21 protein-coding genes and 1 other RNA gene are annotated in these 18338 nt (G+C 63.7%); 9 read left to right on the top strand and 13 right to left on the bottom strand.

The features are described 5' to 3' along the window. Positions 1-33: 33 nt before the first annotated feature. The 8 genes from BRAGE_RS0102995 to BRAGE_RS0102960 form a co-directional block, all read right to left on the bottom strand. A complete protein-coding gene (locus BRAGE_RS0102995) occupies positions 34-543 on the bottom strand; it encodes a dihydrofolate reductase (protein ID WP_027560519.1) in 510 nt (169 codons plus the stop codon). Continuing rightward, positions 543-1028 carry a GNAT family N-acetyltransferase gene (locus BRAGE_RS0102990; RefSeq protein WP_027560520.1) on the bottom strand — a complete coding sequence of 162 codons (486 nt, stop codon included), beginning with the start codon at positions 1026-1028 and terminating at the stop codon, positions 543-545. The genes BRAGE_RS0102995 and BRAGE_RS0102990 overlap by 1 nt, the downstream gene beginning before the upstream one ends. 61 nt (positions 1029-1089) lie before the next feature. Beyond that, entirely contained in the window at positions 1090-1884 is a 795-nt protein-coding gene (locus BRAGE_RS0102985; protein WP_027560521.1) for a thymidylate synthase, read from the bottom strand. Between the two features lie 171 nt (positions 1885-2055). Beyond that, positions 2056-3039 (bottom strand): tripartite tricarboxylate transporter substrate binding protein BugD, encoded by a 984-nt coding sequence (locus BRAGE_RS0102980; protein WP_027560522.1) that lies wholly within the window; start codon positions 3037-3039, stop codon positions 2056-2058. Between the two features lie 164 nt (positions 3040-3203). Then, positions 3204-4718 carry a tripartite tricarboxylate transporter permease gene (locus tag BRAGE_RS0102975; protein WP_027560523.1) on the bottom strand — a complete coding sequence of 505 codons (1515 nt, stop codon included), beginning with the start codon at positions 4716-4718 and terminating at the stop codon, positions 3204-3206. A 7-nt stretch (positions 4719-4725) separates the two neighbouring features. After that, complete coding sequence (locus BRAGE_RS0102970) at positions 4726-5487, bottom strand: tripartite tricarboxylate transporter TctB family protein (protein WP_027560524.1); 762 nt, start codon at positions 5485-5487, stop codon at positions 4726-4728. A gap of 95 nt (positions 5488-5582) precedes the next feature. Then, complete coding sequence (locus tag BRAGE_RS0102965; RefSeq protein WP_027560525.1) at positions 5583-6113, bottom strand: chromate transporter; 531 nt, start codon at positions 6111-6113, stop codon at positions 5583-5585. Continuing rightward, a complete protein-coding gene (locus tag BRAGE_RS0102960) occupies positions 6110-6715 on the bottom strand; it encodes a chromate transporter (protein WP_027560526.1) in 606 nt (201 codons plus the stop codon). Before BRAGE_RS0102960 ends, BRAGE_RS0102965 begins: the two co-directional genes overlap by 4 nt. Positions 6716-6810: 95 nt before the next feature. Between BRAGE_RS0102960 and ssrA the strand changes: the two genes are divergently transcribed. From ssrA to BRAGE_RS0102920, 9 genes are all read left to right on the top strand, one after another. Further along, positions 6811-7178: a transfer-messenger RNA gene (gene ssrA, locus BRAGE_RS52080) on the top strand. A gap of 117 nt (positions 7179-7295) precedes the next feature. Continuing rightward, the gene (locus BRAGE_RS0102955) at positions 7296-7814 is read left to right on the top strand and encodes an SspB family protein (protein WP_027560527.1); all 519 of its coding nucleotides are present in this window, start codon (positions 7296-7298) and stop codon (positions 7812-7814) included. Between the two features lie 89 nt (positions 7815-7903). Then, positions 7904-9334, top strand: a complete 1431-nt coding sequence (fumC, locus tag BRAGE_RS0102950; protein ID WP_027560528.1) for a class II fumarate hydratase — start codon at positions 7904-7906, stop codon at positions 9332-9334. A 276-nt stretch (positions 9335-9610) separates the two neighbouring features. After that, entirely contained in the window at positions 9611-9799 is a 189-nt protein-coding gene (locus BRAGE_RS0102945; protein ID WP_027560529.1) for a DUF4169 family protein, read from the top strand. Next, complete coding sequence (locus BRAGE_RS0102940) at positions 9796-10050, top strand: ribbon-helix-helix domain-containing protein (protein ID WP_027560530.1); 255 nt, start codon at positions 9796-9798, stop codon at positions 10048-10050. The genes BRAGE_RS0102945 and BRAGE_RS0102940 overlap by 4 nt, the downstream gene beginning before the upstream one ends. A 113-nt stretch (positions 10051-10163) precedes the next feature. After that, a complete protein-coding gene (locus BRAGE_RS0102935) occupies positions 10164-10439 on the top strand; it encodes a FeoA family protein (protein ID WP_027560531.1) in 276 nt (91 codons plus the stop codon). 38 nt (positions 10440-10477) lie between these two features. Then, positions 10478-12352, top strand: coding sequence for a ferrous iron transporter B (gene feoB, locus BRAGE_RS0102930; protein WP_027560532.1), 1875 nt, complete (start codon positions 10478-10480; stop codon positions 12350-12352). 322 nt (positions 12353-12674) lie between these two features. Continuing rightward, a complete protein-coding gene (locus tag BRAGE_RS0102925) occupies positions 12675-13127 on the top strand; it encodes a hypothetical protein (RefSeq protein WP_027560533.1) in 453 nt (150 codons plus the stop codon). 365 nt (positions 13128-13492) lie between these two features. Beyond that, positions 13493-14176 carry a helix-turn-helix domain-containing protein gene (locus BRAGE_RS0102920; protein WP_027560534.1) on the top strand — a complete coding sequence of 228 codons (684 nt, stop codon included), beginning with the start codon at positions 13493-13495 and terminating at the stop codon, positions 14174-14176. Positions 14177-14270: 94 nt separating this feature from the next. Here BRAGE_RS0102920 and BRAGE_RS0102915 read toward each other — a convergent pair whose 3' ends face one another. The 5 genes from BRAGE_RS0102915 to soxC all read right to left on the bottom strand — a co-directional run bounded on the left by BRAGE_RS0102915 (position 14271) and on the right by soxC (position 18249). Beyond that, a complete protein-coding gene (locus tag BRAGE_RS0102915; RefSeq protein ID WP_027560535.1) occupies positions 14271-15026 on the bottom strand; it encodes an outer membrane beta-barrel protein in 756 nt (251 codons plus the stop codon). Between the two features lie 578 nt (positions 15027-15604). Next, positions 15605-15922 (bottom strand): hypothetical protein, encoded by a 318-nt coding sequence (locus tag BRAGE_RS0102905; RefSeq protein WP_027560537.1) that lies wholly within the window; start codon positions 15920-15922, stop codon positions 15605-15607. A 42-nt stretch (positions 15923-15964) separates the two neighbouring features. Next, complete coding sequence (locus tag BRAGE_RS0102900; RefSeq protein WP_027560538.1) at positions 15965-16435, bottom strand: DUF302 domain-containing protein; 471 nt, start codon at positions 16433-16435, stop codon at positions 15965-15967. 7 nt (positions 16436-16442) lie between these two features. Next, complete coding sequence (locus tag BRAGE_RS0102895; protein ID WP_027560539.1) at positions 16443-16991, bottom strand: c-type cytochrome; 549 nt, start codon at positions 16989-16991, stop codon at positions 16443-16445. Beyond that, positions 16978-18249 carry a sulfite dehydrogenase gene (soxC, locus tag BRAGE_RS0102890; protein WP_027560540.1) on the bottom strand — a complete coding sequence of 424 codons (1272 nt, stop codon included), beginning with the start codon at positions 18247-18249 and terminating at the stop codon, positions 16978-16980. The genes BRAGE_RS0102895 and soxC overlap by 14 nt, the downstream gene beginning before the upstream one ends. Positions 18250-18338 lie beyond the last annotated feature (89 nt).

Genomic DNA, 18338 nt, shown 5'->3' with positions numbered 1-18338 from the left:
CGAAAAAGTCAATGTAAACATTGGCGAAAGCGGTTAATGGGGCGACCGCCGACGATATGTCACATAGGAGTAGTCGGCGCCGTCGTCGGGACCGGCAGGATGGCGGACACGCGCCGTCTCCTCCCAGTCCGCCTTGTCGATCTCGAAATACGTGTCGCCGTCGGGGCGCGCATGCACTTCGGTGATTTCGAGGCGATCGGCGCGATCGAGCCATTGCCGATAGATCTCGGCACCGCCGATCACCGCGATTTCAGTGACCGAACGCCGCAGGGCATCGCCGCGCGCGACATCGCCCGCATCCGCGGCCGATGTCGTGACAATGGCACCCGCGGCGCGATAATCCGCATCGCGCGTGATCACGATGTTGGTGCGTCCCGGCAGCGGCCTACGCAGGGACTCGAACGTCTTGCGGCCCATGATCACGGGCTTGCCGATGGTGAGCGCCTTGAAGCGCGCCATGTCGGATTTCAACCGCCATGGGATCGCGTTGCCGGCGCCGATGACACCGTTCTCCGCGATCGCGACGACGAAGACGATCTCCATCAGTTAGCGCTCCCGGCAAGCCGCCTCAAGGCAGGACCAGAGACGCGGCACAGCGTCCAGTCGTCCATCATCACCGCGCCGAGCGATTTGTAGAACGCGATCGACGGCGCATTCCAGTCGAGCACCGCCCATTGCAGGCGCGACCAGCCATTGTCGACGCATTCCTTGGCGAGATAGACCAGCAGCGCCTTGCCGAGGCCCTTGCCCCGATGCGACGGCCGCACATAGAGATCTTCGAGATAGATGCCGTGACGGCCGCTGAAGGTGGAGAAATTCGTAAACCACACCGCGAAGCCGACAGCCTCGCCGTCCCATTCGCCGATTGCGCAATAAAGCCGCGGGTTGCTGCCGAACAGCGCCTCCGCAATCGTCTGCTCCGTCGCCTCGACCTCGTGCGAAAGCTTTTCGTACTCGGCGAGTTCGCGGATGAAGGCAAGAACGAGCCCGGCCTCGTCCGGGCGCGCGCGGCGGATGCTGAGAGACATCGCTTTAAAGAGCCCGCATGATCATATCGGAAAACCGCTGCACACTTTTCCGGATCATGCGTCAGACCGCGACTTCCGCCTTGATGTGCGGATGCGGGTCGTAGCCGACGAGCTCGAAATCCTCGTAACGGAAGGAGAAGATGTCCTTCACATCGGGATTGATGCGCATCACCGGCAGCGCGCGCGGCGCGCGCGTCAGCTGAAGCCGCGCCTGCTCCAGATGGTTGGAATAGAGGTGGGTGTCGCCGAGCGAGTGCACGAAATCGCCGGGCTTCAATCCCGTGACCTGCGCCACCATCATGGTGAGCAGCGCGTAGGAGGCGATGTTGAAGGGCACGCCGAGGAAGACGTCGGCCGAGCGCTGATAGAGCTGGCACGACAGCTTGCCGTTGGCGACATAGAACTGGAACAGCAGGTGGCAGGGCGGCAGCGCCATCTTCTCGACGTCGGCCGGATTCCAGGCGGTGACGATCAGCCGGCGCGAATCCGGGGTGCGCTTGATCATCTCGATGACATTGGCGATCTGATCGATGCTGCGCCCGTCGGCCGTGGGCCAGGAGCGCCATTGATGGCCGTAGACCGGGCCGAGGTCGCCGTTGGCGTCGGCCCATTCGTCCCAGATGGTGACGCCGTTGTCCTTGAGATACTTGATGTTGGTGTCGCCCTTCAGGAACCACAGCAGCTCATGCACGATCGCCTTCAGCGGCAGCCGCTTGGTGGTCAGCATCGGGAAGCCGGCGGACAGATTGAATCGCATCTGATGGCCGAACACCGACAGCGTGCCGGTGCCGGTCCGATCTGTCTTCTCGGCGCCGTCTGAAAGAATCCGCTCGAGCAGGTCCTGATACTGGTGCATGTGCCAATGAGCCTTTGGGGAGGCGGCGAACTTAACGGCCGCCCCCGCGCTGCGACAGCAGCGATTCGCTGCTCCCACAGATTATACCCGGAAAAGGTGAGCGTTCCCGCGGCAAACGACAAGGGGCGGAACTTAAGTCCCGCCCCTCGCCTATCGGCTTGAAAGTGCTGGTTAAGTCGCCGGCTTGAGCACCGGGCTCCACTTCGCGATCTCGTTCTTGACGAGGGTTGCGAGGGCTTCCGGCGTCCGGTCCTTGGGGGCCGGGATGACACTGCCAAGCTCGAGCAAGCGCTTCTTCACGGTCTCGTCGTCGAGCGCCTTGATGGCGGCGGCGTTCAGGCTGGCAATGATCGCGGGCGAAGTTCCCTTCGGCGCGAACATTGCGTTCCAGGCCTGGGCCTGGAAGTTCGGCAGGCCGGCTTCCGCGGTCGTCGGCACGTTCGGCAGCGACGGATTGCGCTCGGGCGTTGCGATCGCATAGGCCTTGATTGTGCCGGCGTTGATCTGCGGAACCGCGTTGACGATCTGATCGCACATGTAGTCGACCTGCCCCGCCACCAGCGCGTTCATCGCAGGACCCGTGCCGTTGAAGGGCACGCCGACCGGCTTGATGTCGAGGATGGAGTGCAGGAGCTCGCAAGAGACATGCGAGACCGAGCCGACGCCGGCATGCGCAGCGTTCACCTTCTCGGCATTGGCCTTCACGTAAGTCACGAACTCCTTGAGGTCCTTCGGCGGAAAATCCTTGCGCGCGAGGATCAGGATCGGCGTGCCCGCGAGCAACGCGATCGGCTCAAAATCCTTTTCGGGATGATAGGCGAGCTTGGGATAGAGCGGCACGGATGCCGCGTGCGTGCCCATATGCCCGGTGATGAGCGTATAGCCGTCATTGGTCGCGCGTGCGGCGCGCGTGGTTGCGGTGGTGCCGCCGGCGCCGACCACGTTCTCGATGATGATGCTCTGCCCCAGCGTCTGCGCCATATGCGCGGTGACGATGCGCGAGATGACGTCGGTCGGGCCGCCCGCTGCGAACGGCACGATCATGGTGATGCTGCGCGTCGGATAGTTTTGCGCTTTCGCCGGTGCGACAAAGGCGCACAGCGATGCGAGCGCGGCAGCACATGCGCCCGTAGCAAGCGCGCGAAGAGAGGTCATATCGTTTTCCCCGGGACACAAACAAAAAAATGCCGGCCACAAGGGCCGGCATTTTCATGTCACGAAGACATCACACACGTCGATTCGACTTCCGAATGCGGCGTGCGGACGCAGGGCGCCGCGCGGACGCAGGGCCGCGCGGACGCAGAGCCGCGCGGACGCGATCAGTTCTCGGACTCGGTGAACACCTCGTCGCGCTTGGCACGCAGCGTCGGCAACACCGTCAGCACCAGAAGGCCGAGCGAGATCGCCAGCAGCACCGCCGAGAGCGGCCGCGTCAGGAACACGCTCCAGTCGCCGCGCGAGATCAGCAGCGCGCGGCGCAGGTTCTCTTCCATCAGCGGTCCCAGCACCATGCCGAGCAGCAGCGGCGCCGGCTCGAAATCGTGCTTGATCAGCCAGTAGCCGACCAGACCGAACACGCCGGCGAGGATGACGTCGACCGGCGCGTTGTTCACCGAGTAGATGCCGATCGCGCAGAAGATCACGATCGAGGGGAACATCAGCCGGTAAGGCACGCGCAGCAGGCGGACCCAGATGCCCACGAGCGGCAGGTTGATGATGATCAGCATCAGATTGCCGATCCACATCGAGGCGATCATGCCCCAGACGAGATCCGGCTGCTTCTGCATCACCTGTGGACCCGGCACGATGCCGTGGATGGTCATCGCGCCCACCATCAGCGCCATCACCGCGTTCGGCGGGATGCCGAGGGTGAGCAGCGGGATGAAGGAGGTCTGCGCTGCGGCGTTGTTGGCGCTTTCCGGCGCCGCCACGCCTTCGATCGCGCCGCGACCGAACCGCTTCGGATCCTTCGCGAGCTTCTTCTCGAGGGTGTAGGCCGCGAACGAGGCGATCACCGCGCCGCCGCCCGGAAGGATGCCGAGGATCGAGCCGAGCACGGTGCCGCGCAGGATCGGTGGCGTCGAGTCGACCAGGTCCTTCCTGGTCGGCATCAGGCCGGTGATCTTCTGCTGCACGAGGTCGCGGTTCATCTCGGCGCCTGCGTCGAGATTGCGGATGATCTCGGCGAAGCCGAACACGCCCATCGCCACCGTGGCAAAGCCGAGACCGTCGGCGAGCTCCGGAATGTTGAAGGCCATGCGCGAGGCGCCGGTCTCGATGTCCGAACCAACCATCGAGAGCAGGAGGCCGAACACGATCATCGCGATCGCCTTCAGCACCGAGCCCTTGGCCAGCACGACCGCGAAGATCAGGCCGAGCACCATCAGCGAGAAATATTCGGCCGGACCGAACGCCAGCGCGAGCTTTGTGAGTGGCGCGCCGAGGACGGCGATCAAAACGGTCGCGACGCAGCCGGCAAAGAACGAGCCGATCGCCGCGATCGCCAGTGCCGGGCCGGCACGGCCCTGCTTGGCCATCTGGTGACCGTCGATGGCGGTGACGACCGATGTCGCCTCACCTGGAATGTTGACCAAGATGGACGTGGTCGAGCCGCCATATTGCGCGCCGTAATAGATGCCGGCGAGCATGATCAGCGCGCCGACCGGCGGCAGGCCGAAGGTGATCGGCAGCAGCATCGCGACGGTTGCGATGGTGCCGATGCCGGGGAGAACGCCGACCAGCGTGCCGACGAGGGCGCCGATCAGGCACATCAGGAGGTTGATGGGAGAGAGCGCGACGGCAAAACCGTGAGCGAGGTTGGCAAAGATATCCATCACACCCTCACTGGACCAGGAAACGCGGGAACATCGGCATCGGTAGTCCGAGCACATAGGGGAACAGGATCGCGCAGCCGAGCGTCAGGCAGGCGCCGACGATGGCCGCCTCCAGCCACCGCGTCTCATGCGACCCGGTCGCGGCGATCATGAAGCTGACGAAGGCCGTGACCACGAGGCCGAGCGGCCGGATCGCGAGCGCGAAGAACAGGATCGCGACCATCACGAACAACGGCCCGCGCCAGGAATAATGCGACATTCCCGCCCCGTCCGTCAGAAGGCCGGTTAGGGCGATGCCAGCGGACAGCGCGACCAGAAGCCCGCCGAACATCCGCGGCGCGGTGCCTGCGCCGAAGGAGAAGCCGCGCATGCCCTGCAAATCACTGGAAGCCCACAGCGCAAACAGGGCGAGCGCCATCAGAATGACGCCGCCGACATAGTCCTGCGCCGAGCGGATGGTCATGAACAGCGTGACGATCGCCACCGCGAAGATCGGATAGGAATAGATCAGCGCCAGCAGCACATCGGATGACGCCTTCTTGGTCTCACCGCCGACTGCTCCGATCAGCGCACCGGGCGCGCCCGCGACCAGCGCGGTGGCGTGGCTGATCAGGACGGTGGCCGGGCCGCGTCCCGCCCCCCAGCCGAAGATCGTGCCGATCGACCAGATGAATTCGAAAATCTGCGGCGCAATCGCCAGCAGGCAAAAGCCGAGCGCCACCGAGGTGTTTCGGGTGGCTGTCGCTGAGTGGCCCATCGTATCGGCCATGCATGTCTCCTCCGCGACCCGTAAGTCACGAGCACTGTTGTTCTAAATCGGCTGGAAAGGGATCCCCGGGCCGCATCACTGCCTAGCGATTTTCATCACACAATGCCAGCAAAACCCAACAGGCCGCCGGCGAGCAAAAGCCATAGTGGATTGATGCGCGAGATCGAGGCGATCACCGCAACCATGGCGGTCAGAAGCAGTGCAGCAACGGTGCGATCGGTCGACTGGGCCAGGATCAGGGCGCTCGCTGCCATCAATCCGATCGACAGCGGAACCAGTGCAGCCTGGATCAGGCCGGGCCAGCGCGATTGGCTGGGCCGGCTCAGGAGACGGCTGACATAATAGGCAAGCAACGCGGTCGGCAGGCACATCGCCAGCGTCGCCGCCAGAGCGCCGGGGATGCCGGCAACGGCATAGCCGATTAACGTGACAATAAGCACGTTCGGACCCGGCGAGAGTTGCGCGATCGCATACGCGTCGGCGAACTGCTTGTCGGTCATCCAATGATGCACGTCGACCGCGATGCGGTGCATCTCCGGCACCGCCGCCGCGGCGCCACCGACCGCGAACAGCGACATTAGACCAAAGGTGGAGATCAGCGCCCAGATCGGGTTCTCGCTGTTCATGCTGCTACCTTCCGCCGCATCAGATATGTGACGCCGATGCTGACGGGGATCGCGACCAGCAGCACCGCCTGGAGCGGCAAGCGGAGCACGCCGATGGCGATGAACACGCCGAGCATCAGGAGGAGCACCACAACATCCATCCGCTTCAGCAGCGGCGTCATCATGCGGAAGACCACCGCGATCAGGAGGCCGACCGCGGCGCAGGAGATGCCGGCGAGGACCCGGCGCAGCACCTCGACGTCGCCGAACCGGGCATAGATGATCGCGAGCACGGTCATGATCAGCGTCGGCGGCAGCAGCAGCCCGCTGAAGGCGGCAACGCCGCCCGCGATCCCGCGCAGGCGCGAGCCGAACACCATCGACAGGTTGACGATATTGGGCCCCGGCAGGAAATGGCAGAGCGCAAAGGTCTCGTTGAACTCGTCCGCCGTCATCCAGCGGTGCTGGTCGACGATGGCGTGGCGGGCAAACACCAAGACCCCGCCGAAACCGGCCAGCGACATCCGGGCGAAGGCCAGGAACAGCGCCAGCAAGCCGGGCGGTGGGGCGTGGGCGACAGGGATATCCGGCTCTTGGACGGCCGGTGCTGAATCCGGGGGCATGTCAGGAGCTTAGAACGGCCGCGGCCGCGCGGCCAAGGTCAGAGGCGGACGGTCCGGAACCTATCCAAAGGGAACAGCGCGATCGCCGCTCGAAACCTCTGTTTTTTGAAACCTTTGCCCCCTATATTGGGGGTGCCGGTTCGCCGGCTATGGAAATAAACGGTCGTCGTAATAAACCATTCGGACCCGGGGGCGGTACCCGGCGCCTCCACCAAAGCTCATCGGACTCCAGTCCTTCAAGGTGAGTTTTGGCGGGGGCGAAATAGGATCGACGAGGGCGTAAAGGGCGTGCTTTTTCCCGGTATTGTTCCGCCGTTATCGGGCTACTGCAATAGTTGCCAACGACAACTTTGCTCCGGTTGCTCAGGCTGCGTAACGCAGTTTGAAAGACCACTCTAAAGTCCTAGCGGGTTAAGCTCCGCTAGGCGGGGTTCGGAGGCACCTGGCAACAGAAGCCTCCACTTTAACTTTTTGATTTCCTCTCCGGCGGGGACTCCTGCTGACCCGTCAGGCGCAGTACTATCGCGGCTTGGCGAGTCGGGCCGGCGGGGTCCGGCTCCGGGGATGCAACAGGACCACCATGGCGACCGATCATATCCGATACGATGTGCTGGCCCGCGACGCGCTGCGCGGCGTGCTGCGGAAGGTGCTGACCGATGCCGCGGCCCATGGCCTGCCGGGCGAGCACCATTTCTTCATCACCTTCGTGTCGAAGGCCGAGGGCGTGAAGCTGTCGTCGCGGCTCCTCGCGCAATATCCGGAAGAGATGACGATCATCCTCCAGCACCAGTTCTGGGACCTGACCGTGCTAGAGGACCGTTTCGAGGTCGGCCTGTCCTTCGGCGGCATTCCTGAGCGGCTGGTGGTGCCATTCAGCGCCATCAAGAGCTTCCTCGATCCGTCCGTGAAGTTCGGCCTCCAGTTCGACACCTCCGACGTTGCCGAGGTCGCACCGGAGACATTGCCGGCAGCCCCCGCTCCTGCCGCTGTGTCGGTGCCCGCGCCCGCCGCTGAGACGGCGGAAGCTGCGGACGAGCCGACCCCGCCGAGCCAGGGCGGCGCCGAGGTCGTGCGGCTCGATCGTTTCCGCAAGAAATGATCTAGGTTGGGCGCTAGGCCGTCGCGTCCGCCCAAACTGTCTATATAGAGAGGCATATCAGAAGGCCGCGCGGCGTTTCGCGCGACAGGATGGATATGCTCATGGCCAAGACGACCCGCCCCGCGCGCAACGCCGAAACTCGCACCGAGACCGACAGCTTCGGTCCGATCGAGGTCCCCGCCGATCGTTATTGGGGAGCGCAGACCGAGCGCTCGCGGCAGAATTTCCGCATCGGCGCCGACCGCATGCCGATCTCGCTCGTGCATGCGCTCGGCATCGTCAAGCTCGCCGCGGCGCAGTCCAATCTCGAGCTCGGCCTGCTCGACGAGCGCCGGGCCAATGCCATCATCCGCGCCGCGCGCGAGGTGATCGAGGGCAAGCTGGACGACCATTTCCCGCTCGTGGTGTGGCAGACCGGCTCCGGCACCCAGAGCAACATGAACCTCAACGAGGTGATCGCCAACCGCGCCAACGAGCTGCTCGGCGGCGAGCTCGGCGCCAAGAAGCCGGTGCATCCCAACGACCACGTCAATATGAGCCAGTCGTCGAACGACTCCTTCCCGACTGCGATGCACATCGCAGCCGCGAGCCGCATCAATGCCGACCTCGTCCCCGCCCTCGGCGAGCTGCTCGGGGCACTCCGCAAGAAGGAGAAAGAGTTCGGCAAGATCGTCAAGATCGGCCGCACCCACACCCAGGATGCGACGCCGCTGACGCTCGGCCAGGAATTTTCGGGCTATGCCGCGCAGGTCGAGAGCGGCATCGCGCGGCTGAAGGTCGCGGTGAAGGACCTCTATCCGCTGGCGCAGGGCGGCACAGCCGTCGGCACCGGCCTCAACTCGAAGCCGCGCTTTGCCAAGCTGTTCGCAAAGCACGTTGCCGGGATTACGAAGCTGCCCTTCACCAGCGCCGCCAACAAATTCGAGGCGCTGGCCTCGAACGACGCCTACGTGCTGGCGCACGGCGCCATCAATTCCGTCGCGACCGGCCTGTTCAAGATCGCCAACGACATCCGCCTGCTCGGATCAGGCCCACGCTCGGGGCTTGGCGAATTGATCCTGCCGGAAAACGAGCCGGGCTCCTCGATCATGCCGGGCAAGGTCAATCCGACGCAGTGCGAGGCGATGACCATGGTGTGCTGCCAGGTGTTCGGCAATCACACTGCCATCACGGTCGCCGGCAGCCAGGGCCATTTCGAGCTCAACGTCTACAAGCCGGTGCTGGCCTACAACATGCTGCACTCGATCCGCCTGATGGCGGATGCGGCGCGCTCCTTCACCGAACATTGCGTCAGCGGCATCCGCGCCGACGAGAAACGCATAAGTGAGCTGATGCAGCGCTCGCTGATGCTGGTCACGGCGCTGGCCCCGAAGATCGGCTACGACAACGCCGCCAAGGTGGCCAAAACGGCGCATGCCAACGGCACCACGCTGAAGGAGGAGGCGCTGCGGCTCGGCTTCGTCTCGGCGGACGAGTTCGACCGCCTGGTGCGCCCCGAGAAGATGACCAGCCCGGGATAAATTCCGAATTCCGATAGTCATCCGTAATGATACGGACGCTCGACGCTCAGAAATATGCAGTTTTAGAGACGGGATTTGATTACCGTCAATGAAATGGCCGGACGGCGTGTTACGCCCGCCGTCTGCCCTTGACGGGCGAAATTCATCGTTTGATGGCCCGAGGGGCCGATTGACGAGGATGAGCGAATGACGATCAAGTCTTGTGGGGCGCAGCGCGCCACCCTGTTTCTGAATGTTTCATCCTGCCTGATGAGGATCGGATGATGGAGACGCGGCATGGGGAACGTCATCAACCTGAATCGTTTCAGGAAGCGCGCCGAGCGGGAAGCCTCGGCGAAGCAGGCGGACGCCAACCGGGCGAAGTTCGGCCGCTCGAAGGCGGAGCGGTCGGCGGAGGAGACGCGCGCGGACAAAGCGAAGGCGCATCTGGACCAGCATCAGATCGATCGCGAGGAGCAGCCATGAAGTCGCCCGTCGTGAAACGGTCGATCGTGGTCGCCGGCCACAAGACCAGCGTCAGCCTGGAAGAGGCCTTCTGGAACGGCATGAAGGAGATTTCGGGCCTGCGCAACATGACGCTGTCCGAGCTGGTCGGCGAGATCGACAGCAACCGCCAGCAGGGCAATTTGTCCTCGGCGATCCGCCTGTTCGTGCTCGACTACTTCAAGAGCCGCGCCATGGCCGCCCTCCAGCCGGACAAGGTCCCGGCCCAGTAGCGGCCGAGGCGTTTCCTCACGCTTTCGGCATCTGCACTTTAAAATCACTCTAAGGTGCAGCTTCGGCCGACCCGCGCGCTTGACCTCACTGCCCTGCGTTGAAAATACAGGGCATGACCGACACCCATGACACGCGCCGCGAGATGCCGCTGGGCCTGGCCCAGCGCGGCTATACCGGCGTCATCCAGCACCTCTCCGCCAAGGACGCAGGCTCGGCGCTCTCGGATATCGAGCTCGAGAGCCGGCTGATCGAGCTCGGCTTCGTCGAGGGCGCCCGGGTCGAGGTCCTGCACGAGGGGCTGGTCGGGCGCGACCCGATCGCCGTGCGGGTCGACAACATCACGATCGCGGTGCGCCGCCGCGAAGCCATGGCCATCATCGTCGCCTAATTGGCGACCGGACATCTGCTCCCAAGGCCTTTGATCACATGGAATTACCCCTGCTGCATCTCGCCCTGGTCGGCACGCCCAACAGCGGCAAGACCTCGCTGTTCAACGCGCTGACCGGCAGCCGGCAGAAGGTCGCGAACTATCCCGGCGTCACCGTCGAGCGCAAGGAAGGCTTCTTCGTCACGCCCCAGGGGCGTCAGGTCTCGGTGGTCGACCTGCCCGGCACCTATTCGCTGCGCGGCCGCAGCCCGGACGAGGAGATCACCCGCGACTTCGTGCTCGGCAAGGCTTCCGGCGAGACCGTGCCCGACCTCGTGTTGTGTGTCGCCGATTCCACCAATCTGCGCCTGACCATCCGCCTGCTGCTGGAGCTCAAGCGCACCGGCCGGCCGATGATCCTCGTGCTCAACATGTTCGATATCGCGAGCCGCCGCGGCATCACCGTCGACGTCGAGCGGCTGGCCAAGGAGCTCGGCGTGCCCGTGGTCACCTCGATCGCGGTGCGCAAGGGCGGCACCGCCGACCTGCTGGCGCTGACCGACGAGATCTCTGCAAAACTCGCCGCCGAGCCGCCGCAGGATAACAGCTGGCGCGCGCTCAGCGTCTCCGAGCTGCGCGCCACCCAGCGCGAGGCCGATCGCATCATCGCCGATTGCGTCAGCCTGCCTGCCAGGCCCGACACCTGGACCGCGCGGATCGATGCGGTGGTGCTGCATCCGGTCGGCGGGCTGATCGTCCTGGCGCTGATCCTGTTCGTGATGTTCCAGGCGGTGTTCGCCTGGGCGCAGCCGGCGATGGACCTGCTCAAGTCCGGCTTCGACACGCTCGGGGAGTTCGTGCAAGCCACCCTGCCCGACGGCCTGTTGCAGAGTTTCTTGCAGAACGGCGCGATCGCGGGCGTCGGCAGCGTGATCGTGTTCCTGCCGCAGATCATCCTCATCTTCCTGTTCATCCTGCTCCTGGAAGATTTCGGCTACATGGCGCGCGCAGCGTTCCTGATGGACCGCATCATGGGCGGCGCGGGGCTGCACGGCCGCGCCTTCATTCCTCTGCTGTCGAGCTTTGCCTGCGCCATTCCCGGCATCATGGCGACGCGCGTGATCGACAACAAGCGCGACCGGCTGACCACGATCCTGATCGCGCCGCTGATGACCTGCTCGGCGCGCATTCCGGTCTACACGCTGATCATCTCCGCCTTCATTCCGGCAAAGGACGTCTGGGGCTTCATCAACCTGCAGGGCCTCGTGATGTTCGGCCTGTACGCGACCGGCATCGTCAGCGCACTTGCCGTCTCGTTCCTGATCAAATTCTTCATGCTGCGCGACTATGCGCCGGCGCCGTTCATGCTGGAGCTGCCGGACTACAAGATGCCCCGGCTGAAATCGATCGCGATCGGCATCTTCACCCGCGCCAAGATGTTCCTGTACCGCGCCGGCACCACGATCTTCTCGATGATGGTGTTGATCTGGTTCCTGGCTTCGTTCCCGCAGCCGCCCGCGGGCGCAACCGAGCCCGCGATCGACTTCAGCCTTGCTGCCATCATCGGCAAGGCGCTGGAGCCGCTGCTCGCCCCTGTCGGTTTCAATTGGCAGATCGCGGTCGCCCTGATCCCGGGCATGGCAGCGCGCGAGGTCGCGGTCGCGGCGCTCGGCACCGTCTATGCCATCGAAGGCGGCAAGGAAGCGGCCGAGCAGATCGGCCAGGTGCTGGCGACGAAATGGTCGCTCGCAACCGCTTTATCGATGCTGGCCTGGTACATCTTCGCCCCGCAATGCGCCTCCACGCTCGCCGTGATCCGGCGCGAGACCGGGAGCTGGGGATGGATGGCTGCGACCTTCGCCTACATGCTGGTGCTGGCCTATGCCGCGAGCCTCGTGACGTACAACATCGCGGTGGCGCTCGGGGCGGGATAGCCCCTCGAAACCAAACTTCGAAAACAACCCCATGCACAGTAGACCGGCGCTGCGATATCAGGGGCCTTACGTATTATCCGAAATACATTTGACACGTCGGGCAAAACACCGGCATAATGGCATCATCGAAAAGTGGCATGACGACTGTACTACTTCGTCGGGCAAAACACTGGCACGATGGAGTTGTCGAAGAAACTTCGTAACCGCATCGGAGATTTCTTCGCGCGCTTGATTTGAATCAAGCCCGTTCTCACAGCGCATTGCAAAATGGCGTAACGTCGTCGCAAGCTGGGCCCATTGTGGGGGGCGCGGAGCGAGCGAGATGTCGTTGCTGGCGTACTTCTGGAAGGTCGGTGCAGTGTTGCTCGCCCTGCTCTTCCTTGCGGACTTTTGTCTCCCGAAAGCCCCGATCGCCGAGAAGAGCGCCGCAGACCGGCCGGCGATACGCATTCACTCGGATCGCAAATTGCCCGAACGCGTCATCCTCGATACAAGCATGCCGGTCATCGTCGCAGCGGCGCCCGCGGTGTCGGTCGCGCAAGCCGCGGCCCCTCTCGACCGCGCAGAACCGCCGATGATCCGGGCCCAAACTCCGGCGGTTGCCAACGCACTCGCCATGGCGCGCCCGGACTCGCCGCCACGCGAGGCGGTCGATCGCAAGCGAGCGCGCAAGTCCCAACACGCCGCTGTGCGGTCGAAGCGACACACGCCGCCCCAAATGGTGCTGGCGGCTCGGCAGGGGCAGTTCGGATGGTTCGGGTACAGATACTGGTAATTGGTTGCGAGGCGCGCACGGCGCGCCTCCGGTCTCGCTCACTTATTGGCAAACATACATGATCCCATCGCCGCCCTTGACGAGCGTGCCCGGCGTGCAGCCGAGACCGTTACGAGCGGCGTAATCGCTCCAGCCGCTTCGTCACGCTCGAGCCCGACGAGCAGAAGGAGTGCGTCGACCGACGTCGCGCCGTCGAAGGCAGCATCGTGCTGTCCCTTGGTACAATGAACCTTATGACGATAGTCACCAGTTCCGCGCTGGAACAAGCTCGAATTTTGCGCGGACCTCGAGCGGTCGGCACTGGCCGGTGTCACATGCGCCATGGCTGACAAACCCGATCGTCACCTGATTGAGGAGTTGGATCAATGCCGATGCACCAGACCTCGGCCTCGCTTCCCCGCCCACATACGCTCATAGAGTTCGGAATACTCTCCGCCTCAAATCCGACGATCAGCCTGAGCGAATTCACCTACACACGTGGCAGCGAGATCTACAGCGAAAAAGAGCCGATCGAATTTGTCTATCAAGTCAAGTCGGGCGCGGTACGAAGCTGCAAACTGCTGTCCGGCGGACGTCGCCACATCGGTGCCTTCCACGTTGCCGGCGACTTCTTTGGGCTGGAGAACGGCGATGTCCACCGCTTCAGCATGGAAGCCATGGTCGACACGATCGTGCATCGCGTCAGGCGTGAGAGCCTCGATGCCGCCGCCGAGAATGACGGCACCTTGACCAGAGATCTGCTCCGCATGGCGGCTACGAATCTTGGGCATGCGGAGGATCATATGCTGCTACTCGGACGCAAGACGTCGATGGAGCGGGTCGCCGCCTTCCTGATCGAAATGGACAAGCGGCTCACCACCGCAGGCATTCTGGCGCTGCCCATGACTCGGCGCGACATAGCAGACTATCTCGGCCTGACGATCGAGACCGTCTCGCGATCGCTGTCGCATCTGCGCGAGCTCGGCATCCTTCGTTTCATCGACAATAGCCAGCGCCACATTGTTCTCGTGGACAGGCAGCAACTCGCCGGGCTCGACCGCCAGAACTGACTCTGGCAGCAACAGGCATCCCTGCTCGTTGCGACCTCCAATGAAAAAGGCCCCGGTCGATGCCGGGGCCTGAGTTCACTGGGAAGACATCAGATCAATAGCGCGCCGCGACCGGCGCACCGAAACCGCCGAAGCGGTAGTTCAACCGAAGCGTGACCATGTCCACATCCTGCGTGACCCCGCTGCCAGTCAGGGTGAACCCGCCGGGCGTCACGACCCCTGCGAAGGTGGTGTTGTCACGTCCCATCCAGAGATGGTCGTACTCGACGCCGACCGACCAGTTCGGCGAGAATCCATATTCCCAACCGACACCCAGCGCGCCGCCCCAGCGCGTGTGGCCTGCCGAGGCGAGGCCGACGCCGGTGACATTGTTGAAGATGTCAAAGCGATTGCGCGTCACGGCGGCGCCGCCCTTCACGTAGAGCAGCGAGGCGTTCCATGCCCAGCCGAGCTGGGCTGTGAACAGCCCGATGGCGTCGATCTTGCCCGTGGTCGAGATCAACGGATCGATCAGGCTGACGCGCGTGTTCTTGATCTCGGCCCAATCGCCCTGGGCTTCCAGGCCGAGCACAAACTGATTGGTTTGCCAGCGATACCCGATCTGCCCGCCGGCGAGGCCGCCGGAGCGATCGGCGCAACCGCTTCCGACGGCGCCTGCGGGCGTTATGAAATCCGCGCAACCGTGACTCTGTCCCCAGCCTCCGTTGGCGCCGATGTAGAACCCGGTCCAGTTGTAAACCGCCACCACCGGCGCGGGCGGCGGCGCCTTGACGGCCATATCGGCCGCCAAGGCCGGAGCCGACATGCTCAGCGCCGCGAAACCGATCGCCGCGATCGAAAGTTTTTTCATCGTTTCGTCCCCTTTGCTCAAGTTTCTTACGTCCGACGCAAGACCCTTATGCAGGCTGGCGTGCATAAAAGTCTGCGAACAGCCTGAAGTTTACGCGCGGGGGGAGTGTTGACCCGTAACAAAATGGCAACACCTAAGCGCCATCGCTATGCATGCAAAAGTGCTTAGTCGGTGTCCGAAGTGCCGCTCGTCGCGGCGCCATCCTGTTCGTCGGCGAGCCACGCATTGATGCCGGAGGACGGGATCAATCGCCTTGGAAGGTGCGGGTTGATCGTGCCTGCAAAGACGGCGCATCCCGCATCGCGCTTTTCGCGCGCGAAGAGTTTGGCCTCCTGCTCTGTCGGAAAAGTCCTTGTCTCGCGAGGGCTCCGCTGTCTCGGAAGAATGCCCCGCTGTTGCACCTCAAAGGTAACGTACCACGTTGCAATCATTGCGCTGCACCAACTGTCACCAACCCTCAGTGACGCGTTGTGGTACGACTGGCATCCGCCTGCTTGATTCAGATCAAATTTGATGCCCCCGGACAATACAGAGCAAACGGCATCAACCGGTCTGCATCGGCGCAAATTGCCGTCCAATCAGCGCAGGTCGCTGCGTCCATCCTCCGGATCGCTTTCCGGCTCCTGGATCAGCACCGCGGGTTCGTCATAGCCTGCGCGGCTGCTGTAGAACACCAAGGCCATCAGGCCGACGCCGACGATCAGCGAGAACACGACGCCGAGCACCAGCGCGACATAGCCCGCTTCCGGCACCTTGGTATCCGTGCTGACCCAGCCGAGATAGCCGAGCGCGCCGGCGCCGACGAGCAACGCGCACAGCACCGCGATGACCAGCCATCGGGCGAGCTTGCCGTCTTGCGGGTTGGATGGTGCCGGTTGATCATGTGTAACACTCATGGATCTCTCCTTTTGTGCCTGAGGAGGGCCACGGCATCACGCCTACTGTGCCGTGGCCTTGGTTGCGATTGCATGCAGCGCGCCGGTCATTGTGGTAATGGCAGCCCTCGCCGGCTCGCCAACGCCATGACGCCCCGCCACAAAGGCGGGATCGTTGTACGACAGCCAGGTTACGCCCTGCTCGTCCTGCCAGACCAGCGCCTTCAGTGGCAGGTCGATACCGATGGTCTGCGCCTGCTGCATCAACGGCGTGCCACCCTTGGCGTTGCCGAAGATCAGCAAATCCGTCGGCCGCAAATTCATCCCGACCGCAGCCGCACCCGCGGCGTGATCGACATGGGCGAACACCGTGAGACCCTTGGCTTTCACTTCCGCCTCTAGCCGCTTCATGGTGTCTTCGGGGCCGAAACTGCTCTTGATGGTGATGAGTCCGTCTGCAGCCATGACTTGCGTCTCCCATGAACATGTCGCCGCGATCAGAGCGAGCATCCTGATCAGTGCCGAAAGCCTCATTGTCCGCTCACTTGTTGCGGAACAGTTTGGCGGGATCGAATTCCGGCTCCGGAACGAAGCCGTCGCGATTGGGCATCTTGATCTTCGGCAAGGACTCCTTGTCGATCTTGCCATCGGCGGGAACGATGCCGTTGAGGCTCAATATGTAGGCGGTGACGGCATAGGTCTCGTCGGTGCTGAGCGAGCCCGGCGTCGGATAGGGCATCGCGCGATGGATGTAGTCGAACAAGGTCGTCGCATAGGGCCAGAAGCTGCCGACCGTCTTGACCGGCATGTTGGAGGCGAGCGTGCCCTGTCCGCCGGCGAGGCGATCCTTGATGCCGCCCTGGCCGTTGTCGCCGTGACAGGCCGCACAATTGTCGGCGAAGATCTGCTTACCTTGGACCGCGGTGCCGCTGCCGTCAGGCAGGCCCTTGCCATCGGGCCCGACGTCGATGTCCCACAGTTTGATCTCGGCAGGCGTCGCGGTACGGCCGAAATCAAACGCCAGTGCGGGAGCCGCGAGCAGTCCGGCGGCGAGGATGCCAACGAAAACCAGCTTGTCATGCGAGGACATTGCGGACCCTCCCGGCCTCGTCGATGCTCCAGGTCTGCTGCGCGTTGTAGTGAAACAGCGCATTGGTCCCCATCGCGGCGATGAAGGACTGCCGGTCCGGCTGGACGTTGCCCTTCTCGTCGGTCGAGCGGCTCACGATCTTGGTCGGCTTGCCGTCCCAGACCCAATCCATCTGGAAGCGCACCTGCGCCTTGGACAGCACCGGCTGGCTCAATTGCGCCGGCTTCCAGGTCTTCGCGCCGTCGGTCGAGATCTCGACCTTGGCGATCTTGCCGTGGCCGCTCCAGGCAAGGCCGGAGATGCGGTTGTAGCCAGGCTGGATCTGCATCATGCCCGAGGGCTGGGTGATGACGGAGTTGGTTTCCATCCGCAGCTGAAACTGCCGCGCCTTGCCATTCGCGAGCAACTGCGTGTAGCGCGCCGTTTCCCAGCGCGTCATCCAGGGCGCGTTGCCGAACTTGAGGCGGCGCAGCCATTTGATGTTGAGGTTGCCCTCGAAGCCCGGCATCACCAGCCGCATCGGAAAACCATGCGCGGGCCGCAGCGGCTCGCCGTTCTGCCCGTAGGCGACGAAAGCCTCGTTCACGATCTCGTCGGTGAGCGGAATGCTGCGATCGACGCCCGCGCCGTCGCCGCCCTCCGCCAGCATCCAGCTCGAACCCTTGTCCTTGGCGACGAGGTCGATCAGGAATTTCAGCGGGACGCCGGTCCATTCATTGGTGCTGACGAGGCCGTGCGTGTTCTGCACCGTGATATCAGGGTCGGATTTTTTCCAGTTCTCCCAGCCGTTGCCAGTGCACTCGATGAACACGACACGGGTGACCGACGGCATCTGCTTCAGGTCCTCGACGCTGAACACCAGCGGCTTCGAGACCATGCCGTGGATCAGCAGCCGGTGCTGCGCGGGATCGATGTCGGGCACACCCGAATGGCTGCGCTCGTAATGCAGGTCGGTCGGCGTGATGTTGCCGACGAGCTTCTGGTGCGGCGTCTTGGAATTGATGGCATCGCCGGGATCGACGTTGCGCTTGCCGGGCGTCGCCTCGGGAATGCGATCGAGTTTTGCGAAGCGGGAGCGTTCGCTGTGTGCGCTGAGATCGGCGCCGGGCCCGCGATCGGGCACGTCGGCCAGAGTCTCGGCGGCGGCAGCTTCAGTTGCGGCCGCGCCAAGGATGCCCGCCGACAGGCCTCCCACGAAGCCGCGGCGCGACACGTTCGCAGGCCGCGGTGACAATTCGGTTGGCGTTCTGGACGTCATGGGCTCTCCCGTCGATAACCGTGCTTTTTCGAAATGACGGCAACGCTCATGTCGCGACACTGACATGACGCTGCGACGATTGCGCGTTA

This window comes from Bradyrhizobium genosp. SA-4 str. CB756 (assembly GCF_000473125.1).
Taxonomy (GTDB): domain Bacteria; phylum Pseudomonadota; class Alphaproteobacteria; order Rhizobiales; family Xanthobacteraceae; genus Bradyrhizobium; species Bradyrhizobium arachidis.
The sequence above is the reverse complement of the archived record's forward strand: the minus strand, read 5'-3'. Positions and strand labels throughout refer to the sequence as shown.